This is a genomic window from Bradyrhizobium sp. S3.2.6, from assembly GCF_040546885.1.
GTDB lineage: Bacteria > Pseudomonadota > Alphaproteobacteria > Rhizobiales > Xanthobacteraceae > Bradyrhizobium > Bradyrhizobium cytisi.
This window is the reverse complement of the sequence record NZ_JBEPOS010000009.1, coordinates 164,121-181,968: the sequence shown is the minus strand read 5'-3', so window position 1 is coordinate 181,968 and position 17,848 is coordinate 164,121. Positions and strand designations below refer to the sequence as shown.

At 62.2% G+C, this 17,848-nt stretch carries 17 protein-coding genes; 14 read left to right on the top strand and 3 right to left on the bottom strand.

The genetic code is table 11. The features are described 5' to 3' along the window. The first annotated feature begins 91 nt into the window (after nucleotides 1-91). From ABID58_RS18540 to ABID58_RS18520, 5 genes are all read left to right on the top strand, one after another. Entirely contained in the window at nucleotides 92-2,383 is a 2,292-nt protein-coding gene (locus ABID58_RS18540; protein WP_354033756.1) for a hypothetical protein, read from the top strand. 29 nt (nucleotides 2,384-2,412) lie between these two features. Next, nucleotides 2,413-3,696: an acetyl-CoA C-acetyltransferase gene (locus ABID58_RS18535; protein ID WP_354033755.1), complete on the top strand. Its 1,284-nt coding sequence runs from the start codon at nucleotides 2,413-2,415 to the stop codon at nucleotides 3,694-3,696. A gap of 2 nt (nucleotides 3,697-3,698) precedes the next feature. Beyond that, complete coding sequence (locus ABID58_RS18530) at nucleotides 3,699-5,795, top strand: 3-hydroxyacyl-CoA dehydrogenase NAD-binding domain-containing protein (protein WP_354033753.1); 2,097 nt, start codon at nucleotides 3,699-3,701, stop codon at nucleotides 5,793-5,795. 22 nt (nucleotides 5,796-5,817) lie between these two features. Beyond that, the gene (locus tag ABID58_RS18525; RefSeq protein WP_354033752.1) at nucleotides 5,818-6,228 is read left to right on the top strand and encodes an acyl-CoA thioesterase; all 411 of its coding nucleotides are present in this window, start codon (nucleotides 5,818-5,820) and stop codon (nucleotides 6,226-6,228) included. Between the two features lie 217 nt (nucleotides 6,229-6,445). After that, nucleotides 6,446-6,637: a hypothetical protein gene (locus tag ABID58_RS18520; protein ID WP_148755583.1), complete on the top strand. Its 192-nt coding sequence runs from the start codon at nucleotides 6,446-6,448 to the stop codon at nucleotides 6,635-6,637. A gap of 117 nt (nucleotides 6,638-6,754) precedes the next feature. On the opposite strand, the gene ABID58_RS18515 is transcribed toward ABID58_RS18520, so the two are convergent. After that, complete coding sequence (locus ABID58_RS18515) at nucleotides 6,755-7,207, bottom strand: nuclear transport factor 2 family protein (RefSeq protein ID WP_148755584.1); 453 nt, start codon at nucleotides 7,205-7,207, stop codon at nucleotides 6,755-6,757. Between the two features lie 154 nt (nucleotides 7,208-7,361). Between ABID58_RS18515 and ABID58_RS18510 the strand changes: the two genes are divergently transcribed. Beyond that, on the top strand, nucleotides 7,362-8,036 hold the full coding sequence (locus ABID58_RS18510; protein ID WP_354033751.1) for an HAD family hydrolase: 675 nt from the start codon (nucleotides 7,362-7,364) through the stop codon (nucleotides 8,034-8,036). Between the two features lie 90 nt (nucleotides 8,037-8,126). Next, nucleotides 8,127-8,975 carry a DeoR/GlpR family DNA-binding transcription regulator gene (locus ABID58_RS18505; RefSeq protein ID WP_148755586.1) on the top strand — a complete coding sequence of 283 codons (849 nt, stop codon included), beginning with the start codon at nucleotides 8,127-8,129 and terminating at the stop codon, nucleotides 8,973-8,975. Nucleotides 8,976-8,979: 4 nt separating this feature from the next. On the opposite strand, the gene ABID58_RS18500 is transcribed toward ABID58_RS18505, so the two are convergent. Then, nucleotides 8,980-9,396 carry a type II toxin-antitoxin system VapC family toxin gene (locus tag ABID58_RS18500; RefSeq protein WP_354033750.1) on the bottom strand — a complete coding sequence of 139 codons (417 nt, stop codon included), beginning with the start codon at nucleotides 9,394-9,396 and terminating at the stop codon, nucleotides 8,980-8,982. Continuing rightward, nucleotides 9,396-9,647 (bottom strand): type II toxin-antitoxin system Phd/YefM family antitoxin, encoded by a 252-nt coding sequence (locus tag ABID58_RS18495; RefSeq protein WP_354033749.1) that lies wholly within the window; start codon nucleotides 9,645-9,647, stop codon nucleotides 9,396-9,398. The genes ABID58_RS18500 and ABID58_RS18495 overlap by 1 nt, the downstream gene beginning before the upstream one ends. Before the next feature lie 301 nt (nucleotides 9,648-9,948). Here ABID58_RS18495 and glpD point away from each other — a divergent pair, with 301 nt between their 5' ends. The 7 genes from glpD (at nucleotide 9,949) to ABID58_RS18460 (ending at nucleotide 17,582) form a co-directional block, all read left to right on the top strand. Continuing rightward, a complete protein-coding gene (glpD, locus tag ABID58_RS18490; protein ID WP_354033747.1) occupies nucleotides 9,949-11,490 on the top strand; it encodes a glycerol-3-phosphate dehydrogenase in 1,542 nt (513 codons plus the stop codon). Then, on the top strand, nucleotides 11,487-12,563 hold the full coding sequence (locus tag ABID58_RS18485) for an ABC transporter ATP-binding protein (protein WP_354033746.1): 1,077 nt from the start codon (nucleotides 11,487-11,489) through the stop codon (nucleotides 12,561-12,563). The genes glpD and ABID58_RS18485 overlap by 4 nt, the downstream gene beginning before the upstream one ends. A 12-nt stretch (nucleotides 12,564-12,575) precedes the next feature. Beyond that, on the top strand, nucleotides 12,576-13,661 hold the full coding sequence (locus tag ABID58_RS18480) for an ABC transporter ATP-binding protein (RefSeq protein ID WP_354033744.1): 1,086 nt from the start codon (nucleotides 12,576-12,578) through the stop codon (nucleotides 13,659-13,661). Continuing rightward, nucleotides 13,661-14,563: a carbohydrate ABC transporter permease gene (locus tag ABID58_RS18475; protein ID WP_354033742.1), complete on the top strand. Its 903-nt coding sequence runs from the start codon at nucleotides 13,661-13,663 to the stop codon at nucleotides 14,561-14,563. The genes ABID58_RS18480 and ABID58_RS18475 overlap by 1 nt, the downstream gene beginning before the upstream one ends. Further along, complete coding sequence (locus tag ABID58_RS18470; RefSeq protein ID WP_212297498.1) at nucleotides 14,563-15,369, top strand: carbohydrate ABC transporter permease; 807 nt, start codon at nucleotides 14,563-14,565, stop codon at nucleotides 15,367-15,369. The genes ABID58_RS18475 and ABID58_RS18470 overlap by 1 nt, the downstream gene beginning before the upstream one ends. A gap of 10 nt (nucleotides 15,370-15,379) precedes the next feature. Next, nucleotides 15,380-15,709: a DUF2160 domain-containing protein gene (locus ABID58_RS18465; protein WP_354033740.1), complete on the top strand. Its 330-nt coding sequence runs from the start codon at nucleotides 15,380-15,382 to the stop codon at nucleotides 15,707-15,709. A 76-nt stretch (nucleotides 15,710-15,785) separates the two neighbouring features. Continuing rightward, a complete protein-coding gene (locus ABID58_RS18460) occupies nucleotides 15,786-17,582 on the top strand; it encodes an ABC transporter substrate-binding protein (protein WP_354033738.1) in 1,797 nt (598 codons plus the stop codon). Nucleotides 17,583-17,848 lie beyond the last annotated feature (266 nt).

Here is a 17,848-nt window from a genome sequence, read left to right as displayed (position 1 = left end):
TCGACGGCAGCAGGACGCCGTTTTTAAAGGCGCGCTCGGGGCCCGGCCCGTTCACGCCGGTCGATCTTGCCGTGCCGAGAAGTGCTGTGCGATGAACAGTCCGCCTCGCATTTGGCTCGACTATAGGCCTGTCCGCATTGGTTGGGTCGTCTCTGAGCCCGACATCTCTGTGTTGGGCGAAATGGCGAGCTTGAACGCTTGCCTTTGGGGCGGTCGCTTCAACTGCGTAATTCCGGCTTACGACGCAGAGCTGGCCAATCGTCTGGTGTCGTGCTTCGCCGTTGACGTATTGCTACCCGTTTGCCCTGATGAGCGAAATAAAGGCTTCATCGATCGCTTTCCCCATCTAGAGCATCATCGCTGGAGCGACTCTATCTTTAGTCAGCGTGACTGCGAATTTGCCGATATCCGTCATGTGCTAAGGCGCCTCACGAAGCAGCGAGATAGGGAGATTGAAAAGAACATCTGCTTCCCATCATGGGATGTGAACGATCCACTTAGTGTGTTCTTCGCCACACAGCTTGGTAAATATCCTACTCCAAACGCAGACATTCCCGACTACAGAGCGGCTATACAGAATGTATTCGGTGCGCCGGACAACCAAATCAATCCGGATCAAGAATTACCGTCTACACTGTTAGAAAAAATTTCGCCTCTTGCCTTAACGGGCTACGATACTACGCATTCAAGGAATCGAGCCGGATGGCTCGCTCCCGGCATCGTGCTGGGCTCGGTCGAAGACTTCGACGCGCTGGCAATGTTCTGGAACCTACGGGCTGCAGGCGCGCCGATGATCTTCTACGATCAGAACCATGGTCTGCGTCTGAAAGCATATGCAAATGCTTTTCTTGAGAGGTTTCGCAAGCCGACTCTCGAGAGCGAGCTTCACGTCGCCCTTTGGACTCGCAAGGAAATCCCGCGCGACGACAGCTGGAAACCGGATTTGGACCTCGAAGAGGTAGAGGTCGTCGTCAGTGACGGTCGCAACTCGATGTTGTGGAATGGGATGAATATTCGGCCGCATAGACCGCGCTTTTCATTACTTCATCGAGATGTGGTGCCGGCCTACTTCGAGGGCGACGGCAAGTCGGATGCGTCCTTTGCACTGCCTGGTCGTCCATTCGACGATGGTGACGTTCATTCGTTGCGTCAAAAATATGCGGTAGTTGTCGATGCAACTCGCTACGGCGGGCCGGATGCCGAGTTGACATTTGAGACGCCATTCATCTCGCGTCTTAACGAATTTTACGGTCGGAATTTTCATTTTGAGTACGACGCGGCTCGGTCACAACTAGGCCGTCTCGACGGCGGCGCCGTGGCCTTTATAACCTCTGTTTCAACCCAGCAGCTTCGAATTAGTGCCTTTCATGTATTCGACTGGATGAAATCTTTCTTTACCCTCTGCGGTGTTGAGATAGAGCGTTCAGAGGCAGGTTTGCATGCTTCGCGTTTGATCGCACAGCTTGGGGGTGTACAGGATTGTCGGGTCCTCAAAATTCGTGGCGTTCGTAATCTTCTCCGGAAGTTCGGCGTCGATCAATCGTTTACACGGAGTGGGGCAATAGAAAGTATTCGTGACGTCGATCCAGGAACGGGTGCGGTCGGATTTGACGCATTCAACCGTCTGCACATCGCTTATCGAGAAAAAGCCGATATGAGTCCCGATGACGTGCTGCGATATCTGTTGATGCGCCGCGTGTTCCGAGCCGGTCTGGAGTTTGTCTGCCCGAATTGTCGGCTTTCACACTGGACTCACTTGGACGAGGTCAAGACCATTTCACTCTGCCCTTATTGCGACCATGGCTACGATGTGACGCCGCAACTTAGGGACCGAGACTGGCGATATCGGCGCTCCGGGATCTTTGGCCGTAACGACGATCAACTCGGAGGCGTGCCCGTTGCCGTGACTTTGCAGCAACTCGCAACAGCCCTTCACGAAGGTGCGTTGATGTACTCTACCGGCATCAACTTCCGGCCAAAAGGTGCTGAGATCGAGGTTTGCGAAGCGGATTTCGTAGTCGTTGTTGCTGGTAACCTAGGAATCGAAGAAGCTCCGGTTCAAGTCGTATTTGGTGAGGCTAAGACTGAGGGAGCTATTGACCAGCAAGACATCCGGAAGCTTTGTAAATTGGCTGACGCTGTGCCTCGCGAAATTGCGAGCGCATATATTTTGCTATCCAAGACGGGTACATTTTCTCCGGACGAGATCGCCTTGGCGAAAACACTGAACACAGATTACCGAAGGCGCGTAATCTTGTGGTCGCGCGACGAGCTCGAGCCGTACCACGTCTATGAGAGATCGAAGGAAAAGCTCGGCGACAACTGGCACGCGGTATCGCTTAGTGACATGGCACGGATTACGCGCCATCTCTATTTCGGGTAGTAAGAAGTCAAACAGAGGGCGGCGAGCTGATGGCACGACCGGTATTCATCGTCGACGGCAGCCGGACGCCGTTTCTGAAGGCGCGATCGGGGCCGGGGCCGTTCACGCCGGTCGATCTTGCCGTGCAATGCGGCCGGCCGCTGCTGGCGCGCCAGCCGTTCTCGCCCACGACTTTCGACCAGGTCATCCTCGGCTGCGTCAACGTGATCGCGGACGAGATGAACCCGGCTCGTGTCGCAGCACTTCGGCTCGGCATGGGTGAGGACATGGTCGCCTTCACCATGCAGATCAATTGCGGCTCCGGCATGCAGTCGATCGACACCGCCTACCGCTACATCCGCGAGGGCCACGCCGACATGATTTTGGCGGGCGGCACCGAGGCGCTGAGCCACGCGCCGCTGGTCTGGCCGAACTCCGGCGTGCGATGGTTTGCCGGTCTTGCCACGGCGAAAGGCATTGCCGCGAAGGCCGCCGCTGCCTTCAAGCTGCGTCCGCGCTATCTCAAGCCGATCATCGGCCTCGAGCGTGGGCTGACCGATCCCATCACCGAATTGAACATGGGCCAGACCGCCGAGGTCGTCGGCCATCTCTTCGGCATCACCCGCGCACAGTCGGATGCCTATGCGGCCGAGAGCCATCGACGCCTTGCACACGCGCAGGCCGAAGGCTTTCTGAAGGGCGAGGTCGAGACCGCCTTCTCCCGCGACGGAAAATTCTTCGACCATGATGACGGCGTGCGTCCGGACTCGACAGCCGAGACGCTGGCAAAACTCAGGCCGGTGTTCGAACGTCCCTGGGGCCAGGTCACCGCGGGCAATTCCTCGCAGATCACCGATGGCGCCTCGTGGGTGATCCTCGCCTCCGACGCGGCCGTCGCAAAGCACGGACTGAGGCCGAAGGCTGCGATCGTCGATAGCAACTGGGCCGCGCTTGATCCGAGCATCATGGGGCTCGGCCCCGTGATGTCGGCGACGCCGCTGCTCCAGCGCAACAACCTCACAATCCAGGACGTCGAGACCTGGGAATTGAACGAGGCCTTCGCAACGCAGGTGCTCGGCTGTCTCGCCGCCTGGAACGACGACAAATTCTGCCGCGAGATTTTGGGCCTCGACGGTGCCGCCGGAGAGATCGATCGTGAGAAGCTCAACGTCGATGGCGGCGCGATCTCGCTCGGCCATCCCGTCGGCACCTCTGGCAACCGCATCGTGCTGCACCTCGTCAACGCCATGAAGCGGCTGGGAACGCGACGCGGGATTGCCACCGAATGCATCGGCGGCGGGCTCGGCGGTGCCATGCTGATCGAGGCGGTGTGACCATGGATTCGAAGATCATGACCGCGCTCGGCGACCGCGTGCTGACGCTCGGACCTCAGCCCGCGGCTGATAGTCCGTACAAGAACTTCAAGCTGACGCGCGACGCCGACGGCGTTGCCTGGCTGCTGTTCGATCGCGCTGATGCCAGCGCCAACACGCTGTCCGCCGAGGTGATGGAAGAGTTCGACGCCGTGCTCGCCGCGATCGAGACCGAACGTCCCGCCGGTCTCGTGATCCGCTCGGCAAAACCGTCGGGCTTCATCGCGGGCGCCGACGTCAACGAATTCCGTGGCGCAAGCGATTCCGCGATGGTCGAGACCCGCATCCACGCCGCGCATGCGGTGGTCGATCATCTAGAGGCGCTGAAGTTGCCGACGGTCGCGGTCATCCACGGCTTCTGCCTCGGCGGTGGGCTCGAGGTCGCGCTGGCCTGCCAGTCGCGCATCGCCATCGACGGCGCGCGCTTCGGCTTCCCGGAGGTGATGCTGGGCCTGCATCCCGGCCTCGGCGGCACCGCGCGCTTCACCGCGCTGGTCAATCCAACGCAGTCGATGGCGCTGATGCTGACCGGCCGCACCATCGATGCGCGCCGCGCCAAAGCGCTCGGTCTCGTCGACGCCGTGACGCAGGAGCGCCACGTCCATAACGCGGTGAAGGACGCGCTGTTTGGCCGGCTGAAGAAGGCGCGTCCGAACCTCCTTGCGCGGGCTGCCAATTTCGGACCGGCGCGTGGGCTGCTGGCAAAGCGTATGCGTCGCGAGGCGGCGAAGGCCGCGCCCCGCGAGCATTATCCGGCGCCCTATGCGCTGATCGATCTCTGGGAGACCCATGGCGGCAGCAAGTCCGCGATGCTGAGGGCGGAGCAGGCCTCGTTCGCCAAGCTGATGGTGACGCCGACCGCGCAGAATTTGATACGCGTGTTCTTCCTGCGCGAGCAGATGAAGAAGGCGGCGGGCAGCGGCAACACGGTCAAGCACGTCCATGTCATCGGCGCCGGCGCCATGGGCGGCGATATCGCGGCCTGGTGCGCGGGGCAGGGGCTTCGCGTCTCGCTCGCCGACATGAAGGCTGAGCCGATCGCAGGTGCGGTCAAGCGCGCTGCCGAGCTCTACGGCAAGATCATCCGCAAGCCGACCGAGGTCCGCGACGCGCTCGATCGCCTGATCCCGGACATGGACGGCGAGGGCGTCCGCAATGCGGACCTCGTCATCGAGGCGGTGCCGGAAAAGCTCGAGCTCAAGCAGAAGGTCTATGCCGGCCTCGAGCCGAAGATGAAGCCGGGCGCGATTCTCGCCACCAACACCTCGAGCATTCCGCTTCAGGATCTGCGCACCACGTTGTCGCGGCCGGAGCGGCTCGTCGGCCTGCATTTCTTCAATCCGGTGTCGCGGCTGCAGCTCGTCGAGGTCGTCAGCCATGACGGCAACGACGCGGAAGTCCTGAAAGAAGCGCTCGCCTTCGTCGGCGCGATCGACCGGCTGCCGCTGTCGGTGAAGAGCTCGCCGGGCTTCCTCGTCAACCGCGCGCTGACGCCCTACATGCTGGAAGCGATGGTGATGCTGGACGAGAAGATCGACCAGCGCCTGATCGATGCTGCCGCGGAACAGTTCGGCATGCCGATGGGGCCGATCGAGCTGGCCGACCAGGTTGGCCTCGACATCTGTCTCGACGTCGGCGACATGCTGCGCACCAGGTTCGGCGATCTCCTGCCGCCGACGCCGGCCTGGCTGCGCGAGAAGGTTGCTAAGGGCGAACTCGGCCGCAAGACCGGCAAGGGGTTTTATACCTGGAAGGACGGCAAGGCGGAGAAGACGCCATTGCCCGAGACCGGTCCGCGCGTCACCGACCAGATGATCGACCGCCTGGTGCTGCCGATGTCCAACGTCTGCGTCGCGTGCCTGCGCGAAGGCATCGTCGACGATCCCGATGTGGTCGACGGCGCCATGATCTTCGGCACGGGTTATGCGCCGTTCCGCGGCGGGCCGCTGAACTATGCGCGTGCACGCGGCGTGGAGAATGTCGTATCCACCATGCGCGCGTTGGCCGAACGATTCGGCGAACGCTTCGCGCCCGACCCGGGCTGGGACAATTTCAAGTGAGCAGATGTCACGCGAGAGAAGCATGAGCGAACAGGGGACTACCGCGCCGAGCGGCGATCTCTGCATCCGCACGCTGGCGATGCCCGCTGACACCAATGCCAATGGTGACATCTTCGGGGGCTGGCTGCTCAGCCAGATGGACGTCGGCGGCGGCGTGTTTGCCTCGAAGGCCGCCAAGTCGCGTACCGTCACGGTCGCGATCGACGCGATGAATTTTCGCAAGGCGGTCTATGTCGGCGATCTCGTCTCGGTCTACGCCAATCTCGTGCGTGTCGGTCGCACCTCGCTCACCGTCCATCTCGAAGCCTGGGCGCTGCGGCGGCGCGAGTTGCAGCCGATCCTCGTGACCGATGGCAATTTCACCTACGTCTCGATCGACGATAACGGCCATCCGCAAGCGATTCAGTGGGATGATCCGCCGATCGCGACGTAATTTCGCGCGGCGCCTTGTCCCATCTCACGAAACAGCACCGTGAAACGCGGCGCTGGTGAGTGAGCATGCCGCGGCATTGCCAACAACCAGTCATAAAACGGATGAGGTTCCGGCGTACTCAAAAGCGCGTCGATTCGGGGTGGAAACGGCCGATTTGCCCTTGGGAACCTTTGGGCAAAACCGTCGTTATTTGCCCGCACTGAGGAATCTACGGGCCATGCCGGACAGCTACATCATCGAAGTTAACTCTCAGACCGCGGGCATCGTCGTCCGCGGCGACGGAGGTTATTGCTTCTTCGCCTCGTCTCACCCGTTCAATCGCCTCGAAGGCCAGATATTCCGCAATGCGCGCGAAGCCGAACGCGCCGCGCGCAAGCTGGTTAGCGGCGATGTGGAGGAGGCGGCGTAACCTCTGTCATTCCGGGTCGCGCAAAGCGCGAGCCCGGAATCCATTTCGGCTGAGAATACGTCGCTCGATGGATTCCGGGCCCGCGCCCTTCGGCGCGTCCCGGAATGACCGCATTGGTCACAACTTCGTCGCTGCGCGCGACAAGAGTTTCCACTCGTCGCCCTGCTTTTGCCAGTTCATCAGGATGTGAAGGTTGGTCGGCACTTTTTTCCCATCGGCCGCCATCTCCTGCTCCGCGACCCAGTGGAAGCGCACGATCGCGGCCGGGCCGACGACCTTGATGGTCGGGTCCTGATAGGCGATCGAGAGAAACTTCGATTTGCCGTCGGTGGCATTGGTGATGAAGGTCGCCTTGTCCTCGACCTTGCCGCTGGAATGGCTGTAGCTGAGATCGTCCCAGCACAGTGCGCCGAGCGCCTTCGGGTCGGCCGCGATCTGGGCGAGGCGGAAGGCCTCGACCTGCTTCGCCACGGCTTCTTCGTCCGCTGAAGCAGCGAGCGCCGGTGTCGAGAGCGCAAGCGCGGAGACGGCGAGAGTCGAGAGAGCCAGATCGCGTCGGTTGATCGTCATCGTTTCCTCCTTTTTGATCTTGCATGGAGTGTTGCAGCCGCGCGCGGCTTTGTCGAGTGGCGCGTGGTCGTCATGCGCATGCGTCATTGCGCGCGCGAGGCTCTATTGATACGTCTTCGGCATTGATGCGTGTCGCATTCGGGAAGGTACGGACATGATCGAGACTCTCGGCAGGGCATTGCTGTTCGACATCGACGGCACGCTTGCCAACACCGACCCACTGCACCTGAAGGCGTTCAATCAGGTGCTCGGTCCTCACGGTCATGTTTTCGACCACGCGCGCTTCTCCAGGGAGCTGCAGGGCTTCGCCAACGTGTCGATCGGGGAGCGTTTTCTGCCCGATGAAACGTTGGAGCGGCGCGCAGCGATCCTCGGTGAAAAGGAAGAAGTGTTCCGCACGCTGGTCGCGGGGCAGATCGAGCCGTTGCCGGGCCTGACGGCGCTGCTCGACCGCGCGGATGCCGCCGGCATTCCCATGGTTGCCGTCACCAACGCGCCGCGCCTCAACGCCGAGCTGCTGTTGTCCGGCCTTGGCATTACGCAGCGCTTCAAGGCGCTCGTGATCGGCGACGAGCTGCCGCACGGCAAGCCGCATCCGCTGCCCTATCAGGAGGGGCTGCGTTTCGTCGGCGCCAGCGCGGCTGCCTCGATCGCCTTCGAGGATTCCCGCTCCGGCGTGCAGTCGGCGGCCGCCGCCGGCATTCCCACCATCGGCATCCGGACCAGCCTCAGCGACGCTGACCTTGTTGGCGCAGGCGCGGTTGCCTCCGCGAGCGCCTTCGACGATCCCGAGTTGCTCGTGCGGCTCGCAGCTGCGATGGCGTGGTGAGGGCTTCATCCATTAACCGTGATCGGCGGGCGCATTGACCGCGCGCGCGAACCGCCGCACCATGCATCGTTCTGATTTGAGGCCGTTGCCGTGACCGGATTGACCCATCGCCAAGCCGAAATCCTCAACATCGCCCGCGCCTCCGGCCGCGTCATGGTCGACGAGCTGGCGCGCCGGTTCGAAGTCTCGGCGCAAACCATCCGCAAGGACCTCAACGATCTCTGCGAGCGCCGTTCGCTGACCCGTGTCCATGGCGGCGCGATCATCGCCTCGGGCGTCGAAAATCTCGCTTACGAGGCGCGCCGCTTCGTTGCCGCCGACGAGAAGAAGGCGATCGGCGCGGCCGCCGCCTCGCTGATCCCGAACGGCTGCTCGCTCTTCATCAACATCGGCACCACCACGGAGGAGGTCGCGAGCGCGCTGACCTCGCATGAGGATCTCCTCGTCATCACCAACAACCTCAATGTCGCCATGCTGCTCTACCGCCATCCCCGCATCGAGGTGGTGGTGGCCGGCGGCACGGTGCGGCGCGCGGACGGCGCCGTGGTCGGCTCGACCGCAACGCAGCTGATCGGCCAGTTCAAGGTCGATTACGCCATCATCGGTGCGTCCGCGATTGACGAGGAAGGCGCGCTGCTCGACTTCGACTATCGCGAGGTGCAGGTGGCGCAAGCCATCATCGCCAATGCCCGCAGCGTCATGCTGGTGGCTGATTCCACAAAACTTCGCCGCAGCGCGCCGGTCCGCATCGCCCATATCAGCCAGATCCAGACCTTCGTCACCGATCAGGAACTGCCCGAGCGCCTCTCCACCATCTGCCACGGCAAGGGCATCGAGGTGGTGGCGGCGATGCCGAAGGCGGCGGGCGATATCGATGAGGCTCAGGCCGAAGCGCAGGAGGCGGCGCCGGAAGCAGCACCTGTGGTGCGGCTGCGATAGCGCCTCAGGCGTTGCTCCACGGGTTAAACAGCGCCACGCCCGTGGGTTCGAAATCCCCCACATTGCGTGTGACGACCGTCAACCCGTGAACAAGCGCGGTTGCTGCAATGAGAGCGTCTCGTTCAGCCCGCGGATTGGGAACGTGAAGTTGCGCACAGCGCTGCGCCACGGCCGTATCGACGGCCAGGATTCGCCCCTCAAAGCGAGCCAGCACTTGATCGTCGATCCACGAGCGCAAGACAGCACCTTGCGTAGCGTCTTTGCGCTCGATCAGACGCGCGCCGAGTTCGATCTCGAGAATCGAGATGACAGACATGAAGAAATTTGCCGCAGGGACCGCATTGGCCCAGGCGACGACATTGCGATCGGCTTTATCCGTTCGCCTGAGTTCGGAAATGACATTGGTGTCCAGCAGAAACATTAGTCGAGATCGGCGGGCTTGAAGACCCCGTCGAACATGCGAGGCGGATCGAAATCAAAGTCCGCGTTCGCTTGTGCCAGCGCCTCGGCGAGGCTCAGGTGTCCGCCGCTCAGACGCAAATAATCTTCGATCGTCAGCAGCACATGGGCTGGGCGGCCGCGATCCGTAATAAAGACCGGTCCTTGCGAGGCGGCCTTTTTGGCACCGCTGGTGTCCTGATTGAATTCTCGGCTGGTGAGGGTGGTCACCATCGTTAGCGCTCCTGATTGCGCGGTGCCATACGTGTCCCGAAGTATATGTAGCTATGTTGCTACATTCAAGATCGCCGTCGCCCTTATTTGCTCCGGAACGTCCACATGCCGTCCAATCGCGCCGATTGCCTTTGAATCCGTCCGTCCGCCTGCCCATTTTTACGCCATTCTAGCGGTCAAAAAGTTCCACTTTCGCTTCTTTCCGTCTGTCTTTCGTCTTGCTTTCGTTTTTCGGTGTGATCTAATCAAAAACGAAAGTAGCCACTCGACGGAACGAGTGGGTCGCCGGGGGAAGCGTCTGTTGGAGCGTATTTTCGACCTCGCCATCATTGGAGGCGGTGTTAACGGTTGCGGCATCGCGCGCGATGCCGTGGGCCGCGGAAACACTGTTTTCCTGTGCGAAATGAACGATCTGGCGAGCGGGACATCGTCCTGGTCGACCAAGCTGGTGCATGGCGGCCTGCGCTATCTCGAATATTACGAGTTCCGGCTGGTCCGCGAAGCGCTGATCGAGCGCGAAATTCTCTGGGGCATCGCGCCCCACATCATCCGTCCCCTGCGTTTCGTCTTGCCGCATCACGCGGGCCTGCGACCGGCCTGGCTGCTGCGCCTTGGCCTGTTCCTTTACGATCACATCGGCGGTCGTCATTTGCTGCCGGCGACCCGCTCGGTCGATCTCGGGCGTGACGAGGTCGGCCGTCCGCTGATCCCGAATCGCTACAGTCGCGCGTTCGAATATTCCGACTGCTTCGTCGATGACGCCCGCCTCGTCGTGCTCAACGCGCGCGACGCCGCCGACAAGGGTGCAGAGATTCGCACCCGCACCCGTGCGACGGATATCAAGCAGTCCGACGGCGTCTGGACCGTCGGTATGATCGACACGCTGACCGGCGCGCGTTCGCAGGTCCAGGCTCGCGCGCTGGTCAATGCCGGCGGCCCCTGGGTCGAGGACGTGCTCGGCCGCGGCGCCGGCGTCAATGCGAAAGCAAAGGTGCGCCTGGTGCAGGGTTCGCACATCGTGGTCAAGAAGCTCTACGAGCACGACCGCGCCTACATGTTCCAGAACGCCGACGGCCGCATCATCTTCGTCATCCCCTATCAGGACGATTTTACGCTGATCGGCACCACCGACCGCGACTATGACGGCGATCCCTCCAAGGTGAAGGCCACCGCGGAAGAGATCCAATATCTCTGCGCTGCTGCCAGCGAGTATCTGGCCAAGCCGGTGACATCAGAGGATGTGGTCTGGACCTATTCCGGCGTGCGGCCGCTTTATGACGATGGCGCCAGCGAGGCCAAGGCTGCGACCCGCGATTACGTGTTCGAGCTCGACACGCCCGGCGGTTCGCCGCTGCTGTCGATCTACGGCGGCAAGATCACGACCTATCGCCGCCTCGCCGAAGAGGCGCTGGAACGGCTCGCGCCCTATCTTCGCAGTGCGAAAGCGCGCGAGGGCTGGACCGGCAAATGGCCGCTGCCGGGCGGCGACATGGATGTGTCGGCCGTCGAGGGCCTGATCGGCGAGCTCCAGCGCGGCTATCCCTTCCTAAGCCATGAGCATGCGCGACGTCTCGCGCGCGCCTATGGCACCCGCGCCATCAAATTGCTCGGCGACGCCAAATCGGTCGCCGATCTCGGCCAGGCCTTTGGCGCGACTCTGACCGAACGTGAGGTTCGCTACCTGATGACCAACGAATGGGCGGTGACCGCCGAGGATATCGTCTGGCGCCGCTCCAAGCTTGGTCTGCGGCTATCTGCCGACGAAATTGCCGCCCTGGACGACTGGATCAGGACCCAAATTGTGTCGCAAAGTCCCCTGCTGGAAGCAGGAGGACGCTCATGAGCGTGACACTCGATCACGTGACCCGGACCGTTGACGGTATCGAGCACATCCGCGACGTCTCGCTGACGCTGGAGAGCGGCACGCTCAACGTGCTGCTCGGGCCGACGCTGTCGGGCAAGACCTCGATCATGCGGCTGCTCGCCGGCCTCGACAAGCCGACCACGGGCAAATTGCTGGTCAACGGCAAGGACGTCACTGGCGTCGACGTGCGCCAGCGTTCGGTCGCGATGGTCTATCAGCAGTTCATCAATTACCCCTCGCTCACGGTCTATGAAAACATTGCTTCGCCCTTGCGCGTGCAGGGCAAGCCGCGTGAGGAGATCGAGGCGCGCGTGGCGGAGGCCGCCCGGCTGCTTCGGCTCGAGCCGTTCCTGAAGCGAACGCCGCTCCAGCTCTCCGGCGGCCAGCAGCAGCGCACCGCGATGGCGCGCGCGCTGGTGAAGGGCGCCGATCTCGTGCTGCTCGACGAGCCGCTCGCCAACCTCGACTACAAGCTGCGCGAGGAGCTGCGCACCGAGCTGCCACGCATCTTCGAGGCCTCCGGCGCGATCTTCGTCTATGCCACCACCGAACCGACCGAAGCCTTGCTGCTCGGCGGCAACACGGTGTGCATGTGGGAGGGCCGGGCGCTCCAGATCGGCCAAACGCCCAGCGTCTACCGACGTCCACAGACGCTACGCGTCGCGCAAGTATTTTCCGATCCGCCGCTCAATCTCGTTGGCATCGAGAAGAAGAACGGTTCGGTACAATATGCGGGCGGCATCGCCGCGCCGGCGTCTGGTCTTTATTCCTCGCTCGCCGACGGGGCCTATCGTGTCGGCTTTCGCGCACACCAGCTTGCACTCGCCAATGGCGAGACTGACCGCCATGCCTTCCATGCCACGGTAACGGTGACCGAGATCACCGGTTCGGAGAGTTTCGTGCATTTGACCCGCGACGGATCGAACTGGGTTGCGGTGCTGCACGGCGTGCACGAGTTCGAGCCCGGCCAGACCATCGATGCCGTGCTCGATCCCAATAATGTCTTTGTGTTCGACGCGGCCGACCGTCTGGTCGCCGCGCCGAGCTCATGAGGGAGGTGCGCCATGGCTCGCATTGACCTCGTCGATCTCGCTCATTCCTACGGCGGCAATGATGCGCCGCAGGAAAGCTTTGCGCTGAAGCCGGTGACCATGACCTGGCGGCAGGGCGGCGCTTATGCGCTGCTCGGCCCGTCCGGCTGCGGCAAGACCACGCTGCTCAACGTCATCTCCGGCATCATCACGCCGTCGCGGGGGGAAATCCTGTTTGACGGCCAGGACATCACACCGCTGTCAACCCAGAAGCGCAACATCGCCCAGGTGTTCCAGTTTCCGGTGATCTACGACACTATGACGGTGGGGCAGAACCTGGCGTTTCCGCTGAAGAACCGTGGCGTGCCGAAGGCCGAGATCGACAAGCGCGTTGCCGAGATCGGCCGCCTGCTCGACCTCGAGCCCTATCTGAACCGCAAGGCGACCCGGCTCACCGCTGACGCAAAGCAGAAGATTTCGCTTGGCCGCGGTCTCGTCCGCTCCGACGTCGCCGCCGTTCTGTTCGACGAGCCGCTGACGGTGATCGATCCCGAGCTGAAATGGCAGCTCCGCTCCAAGCTGAAGGCGCTGCATCGCGAGCTCGACCTCACGATGATTTACGTCACCCACGATCAGACCGAGGCGCTCACCTTCGCCGACACCGTCGTCGTCATGCATGACGGCCGTGTGGTGCAGAGCGGCACGCCGGCCGAGCTGTTCGACAAGCCGGCCCACACTTTTGTCGGCTATTTCATCGGCTCACCCGGCATGAATATCCTGCCCGCCGAGGTGAAGGGACGCGAGGCGCGGATCGACGGCCACGTCATCGCACTCAAACGCGCTTACGACAATCTGCCGGCAAACGCCAAGATCGAGATCGGTGTGCGTCCGGAATTCGTCGAGGTCGTCGCGCCGACACCTGGCCTGCTCACCGCCAAGATCGAGCGCATCGACGATCTCGGCCGCATCCGCTTTGCGCGCGCGCATCTCGGCGACGCCAAGCTCGCCGCGCGGGCGCCTGCGGGTTTCACCAGTTCGGACGGCATGGCCGGGCTGAGATTCGATCCGGCGCACATCCACGTCTATGCCGACAGCCTTCTGGTGGAAGGAGCCGCCTGATGGACAAGACCATCAACCAAAAAGCCTGGTTCCTGGTGCTGCCGGTGTTCCTGGTCGTCGCCTTCTCGGCGGTGCTGCCGTTGATGACGGTGGTGAACTATTCGATGCAGGACACCTTCGGCAACAACCAGTTCTTCTGGAACGGCGTCGGCTGGTTCAAGGAGTTGCTCGATCCCTCGACCGATCTCGGCGGCCGCTTCCTCGCGTCGCTCGGTCGCAATCTGTTCTTCTCGCTGGTCATCCTCGCCATCGAGGTTCCGCTCGGCATCGTCGTCGCGCTGTCGATGCCGCGCCAGGGCTGGACAGTGGCGGCCTGTCTCGTCACCCTCGCGCTGCCGCTGCTGATTCCGTGGAACGTGGTCGGCACGATCTGGCAGATCTTTGGCCGGCCTGACATCGGTCTGCTCGGCTATGTCCTTAACCATATAGGCCTCGACTATAATTACGTCTCAAATGACATCGACGCCTGGGTCACTGTCATCGTCATGGACGTCTGGCATTGGACCAGCCTCGTTGCGCTCTTGTGCTATGCCGGCCTGAAGTCGATCCCCGAGGCCTATTACCAGGCCGCCCAGATCGACGGCGCCTCGCGCTGGGCCGTGTTCAAGGCGATCCAGTTGCCGAAGATGAACCGCGTGCTGCTGATCGCCGTGCTGCTGCGCTTCATGGACAGCTTCATGATCTACACCGAGCCGTTCGTCGTCACCGGCGGCGGCCCCGGCAACTCGACCACCTTCGTCTCGATCGAGCTCGTCAAGATCGCGCTCGGCCAGTTCGACCTCGGCAAGGCGGCTGCGCTCTCGCTTGTGTACAATCTGATCATCCTGATCGTCTGCTGGATCTTCTACACCGTCATGACCAATGCCGGCAGCGAACGGAAACCCCAGAAAGGAGCGGCGTGATGCACTCGATTCCCGGCCGCCGCCTCATCATGGGGCTGTTCCTGATCTTCCTGCTGTTGCCGATCTACTGGCTCGTCAACATGAGCTTCAAGACCAACGCCGAGATCGTCTCGACGATGACCTTGTGGCCGCACGCGCCGACGCTGCAGCACTACAAGCGCATCTTCACCGACGAGAGCTGGTATTCCGGCTATATCAATTCGCTGGAATACGTCATCCTCAACACCATCATCTCGATCTCGGTGGCGTTGCCGGCGGCCTACGCGTTCTCGCGCTACCGCTTCCTCGGCGACAAGCATCTGTTCTTCTGGCTGCTGTCGAACCGCATGGCGCCGGCGGCGGTCTATGCGCTGCCGTTCTTCAACCTCTATTCGGCGATTGGCCTGTTCGATACGCCATGGGCGGTTGCGCTGGCGCACTGTATCTTCAACGTGCCGTTGGCGGTGTGGATCCTCGAGGGCTTCGTCTCCGGCGTGCCGCGCGAGATCGACGAGACCGCCTTCCTCGACGGCTATTCCTTCCCGCGCTTCTTCGTCCGGATCCTCGTGCCGCTGATCGCGAGCGGCATCGGCGTCGCCGCCTTCTTCTGCTTCATGTTCTCATGGGTCGAGCTGCTGCTGGCGCGGACACTGACCTCGGTGCAGACCAAGCCGATCGCGGCAATCATGACGCGCACGGTGTCGGCCGCCGGCATGGATTGGGGCCTGCTGGCGGCGGCCGGTGTGCTCACCATCATTCCGGGCGCGCTGGTGATCTGGTTCGTCCGCAACTATATCGCGCGCGGTTTTGCGCTTGGCCGGGTCTGAGGAGGCTCTTATGGAATCCATCGCATGGATGGCCTGGACGCTGCCGACGGCGATCTTCTTCGCAGCGCTCGCTTGCACGCTTGCCGTGATGACGTGGCTCGCGTCTGTCTATCCGGAGGCCGAGCGCGTCGGCGTGCTCAGTATTCCGACCACGCGCGGCGATCGCCTGTTCATCTCGCTGATTTTGGCTGCCGTCATCCACCTGGCGTGGATCGGCCTGGTCGGCACCGACCCGATCGCCTCGCTGCCGATCGGCGAGGAGGGGATCGAGATTTCGAGCCTGTGGCTCGCAAGTGGAATTTCGCTGGCCACGGCCGTGCTCATTTTTCGCACGGTCTGAAGCTCGCGAAGGGACGGCCAGATCCGGGGTCAACCCGGGCCTGTATAAAAGTTTGTCGCTGCAACGGAGGAACAACATGCGACAGTTTAGGAGAAGGAAAGGTCCATTGACCAAGATTAGCTTTCTGACCGTATCGAGCGCCGCGGCCATTCTCGCCACCGCGTTCGCTGCCTCGGCGCCGGTTCGCGCCGCCGACGATGCCGCCATCCAGAAGTGGATCGCGGAATTCCAGCCTTCGACCATCTCGAAGGACGACCAGAAGAAGGAGCTCGAGTGGTTCGCGAAGGCCGCCGAGCCTTTCAAGGGCATGGAGATCAACGTCGTCTCGGAGACCATTGCGACCCACGAATACGAGTCGCAGACGCTCGCCAAGGCCTTCTCCGAGCTGACCGGCATCAAGCTCAAGCACGACATCATCCAGGAAGGTGACGTCGTCGAGAAGCTTCAGACCCAGATGCAGTCCGGCAAGAACGTCTATGACGGCTGGATCAACGATAGCGACCTGATCGGCACGCACTTCCGCTACGGCCAGACCATCGCGCTGTCGGACTACATGACCGGCGAGGGCAAGGACGTCACCGATCCCCAGCTCGACGTCAACGACTTCATCGGCAAGTCGTTCGGCACCGCGCCGGACGGCAAGCTCTACCAGCTGCCCGACCAGCAGTTCGCGAACCTCTATTGGTTCCGCTACGACTGGTTCACCAACCCCGACTACAAGGCCAAGTTCAAGGCCAAGTATGGCTACGATCTCGGCGTCCCCGTGAACTGGTCGGCGTATGAAGACATCGCCGAGTTCTTCACCAACGACATCAAGGAGATCAACGGGGTCAAGGTCTACGGCCATATGGACTATGGCAAGAAGGACCCTTCGCTCGGATGGCGTTTCACCGACGCCTGGCTGTCGATGGCGGGTAACGGCGACAAGGGCATTCCGAACGGTTTGCCGGTCGACGAGTGGGGCATCCGCATGGAAGGTTGTCGTCCGGTCGGCTCGTCGATCGAGCGCGGCGGCGACACCAACGGTCCGGCTGCGGTCTACTCGATCACGAAGTACCTGGAGTGGATGAAGAAGTACGCTCCGCCGCAGGCGCAGGGCATGACGTTCTCCGAGTCGGGTCCGGTCCCGGCGCAGGGTAACATCGCCCAGCAGATGTTCTGGTACACCGCCTTCACCGCCGACATGGTGAAGCCGGGCATCGCCGTGATGAACGCGGACGGTACGCCGAAGTGGCGTATGGCCCCGTCGCCGCACGGCTCGTACTGGAAGGAAGGCATGAAGCTCGGCTACCAGGACGCGGGCTCGCTCACGCTTCTGAAGTCGACCCCGGCGGATCGCCGCAAGGCGGCCTGGCTGTACCTCCAGTTCATCGTCTCCAAGACGGTGTCGCTGAAGAAGAGCCATGTCGGTCTCACCTTCATCCGTGAATCCGACATCTGGGACAAGTCGTTCACCGAGCGTGCGCCGAAGCTCGGCGGCCTGATCGAGTTCTACCGCTCGCCCGCGCGCGTGCAGTGGACCCCGACCGGCAACAACGTGCCTGACTATCCGAAGCTCGCGCAGCTCTGGTGGCAGAACATCGGCGATGCGTCGTCCGGTGCGAAGACGCCGCAAGCCGCGATGGATGCCCTTGCCGCCGCGCAAGACTCCGTCATGGAGCGTATCGAGAAGTCGGGTGTGCAGGGTGCCTGCGGTCCGAAGCTGCACAAGAAGGAGTCGGCCGAGTTCTGGTTCGCCAAGGCCCAGAAGGACGGCACCATCGCGCCGCAGCGCAAGCTCGCCAACGAGAAGCCGAAGGGCGAAACGATCGACTACGACACGCTGATCAAGTCGTGGCCGGCCACCCCGCCCAAGCGCGCCTCGCTGCAGTAAGCGACGCTTCATAACGACGAAAGGCCGGGAGCAATCCCGGCCTTTTTTTGTCTTGGTGAGTTAGGCGGAATACCTCAGCGCCGTCATTGCGAGCGAAGCGGCGTAGCGAAGCAATCCAGAGTCTTTCCGCGGAGGCACCGAGAGAAGGCCGCGCGCTTCTCTCCCAGGAGCAGACGAATGCCGCCGCTTGACTCCCCGTCATACCGAATTCATAGTTAGCATAATGCGATTGAAGTAATCGTATTACGATTACTTGCGCAGACGCC

What these genes read in the sequence shown, in the direction of transcription:
- ABID58_RS18475 (WP_354033742.1), top strand. Translation starts at nt 13,661, where the DNA reads ATGGACAAGACCATCAACCAAAAAGCCTGGTTCCTGGTGCTGCCGGTG.
- ABID58_RS18515 (WP_148755584.1), bottom strand. Translation starts at nt 7,207, where the DNA reads ATGACGATCAACCGACGCGATCTGGCTCTCTCGACTCTCGCCGTCTCC.
- ABID58_RS18535 (WP_354033755.1), top strand. Translation starts at nt 2,413, where the DNA reads ATGGCACGACCGGTATTCATCGTCGACGGCAGCCGGACGCCGTTTCTG.
- ABID58_RS18480 (WP_354033744.1), top strand. Translation starts at nt 12,576, where the DNA reads ATGGCTCGCATTGACCTCGTCGATCTCGCTCATTCCTACGGCGGCAAT.
- ABID58_RS18470 (WP_212297498.1), top strand. Translation starts at nt 14,563, where the DNA reads ATGCACTCGATTCCCGGCCGCCGCCTCATCATGGGGCTGTTCCTGATC.
- ABID58_RS18510 (WP_354033751.1), top strand. Translation starts at nt 7,362, where the DNA reads ATGATCGAGACTCTCGGCAGGGCATTGCTGTTCGACATCGACGGCACG.
- ABID58_RS18530 (WP_354033753.1), top strand. Translation starts at nt 3,699, where the DNA reads ATGGATTCGAAGATCATGACCGCGCTCGGCGACCGCGTGCTGACGCTC.
- ABID58_RS18525 (WP_354033752.1), top strand. Translation starts at nt 5,818, where the DNA reads ATGAGCGAACAGGGGACTACCGCGCCGAGCGGCGATCTCTGCATCCGC.
- ABID58_RS18500 (WP_354033750.1), bottom strand. Translation starts at nt 9,396, where the DNA reads ATGTTTCTGCTGGACACCAATGTCATTTCCGAACTCAGGCGAACGGAT.
- ABID58_RS18485 (WP_354033746.1), top strand. Translation starts at nt 11,487, where the DNA reads ATGAGCGTGACACTCGATCACGTGACCCGGACCGTTGACGGTATCGAG.
- ABID58_RS18465 (WP_354033740.1), top strand. Translation starts at nt 15,380, where the DNA reads ATGGAATCCATCGCATGGATGGCCTGGACGCTGCCGACGGCGATCTTC.
- ABID58_RS18495 (WP_354033749.1), bottom strand. Translation starts at nt 9,647, where the DNA reads ATGGTGACCACCCTCACCAGCCGAGAATTCAATCAGGACACCAGCGGT.
- ABID58_RS18540 (WP_354033756.1), top strand. Translation starts at nt 92, where the DNA reads ATGAACAGTCCGCCTCGCATTTGGCTCGACTATAGGCCTGTCCGCATT.
- ABID58_RS18460 (WP_354033738.1), top strand. Translation starts at nt 15,786, where the DNA reads ATGCGACAGTTTAGGAGAAGGAAAGGTCCATTGACCAAGATTAGCTTT.
- ABID58_RS18520 (WP_148755583.1), top strand. Translation starts at nt 6,446, where the DNA reads ATGCCGGACAGCTACATCATCGAAGTTAACTCTCAGACCGCGGGCATC.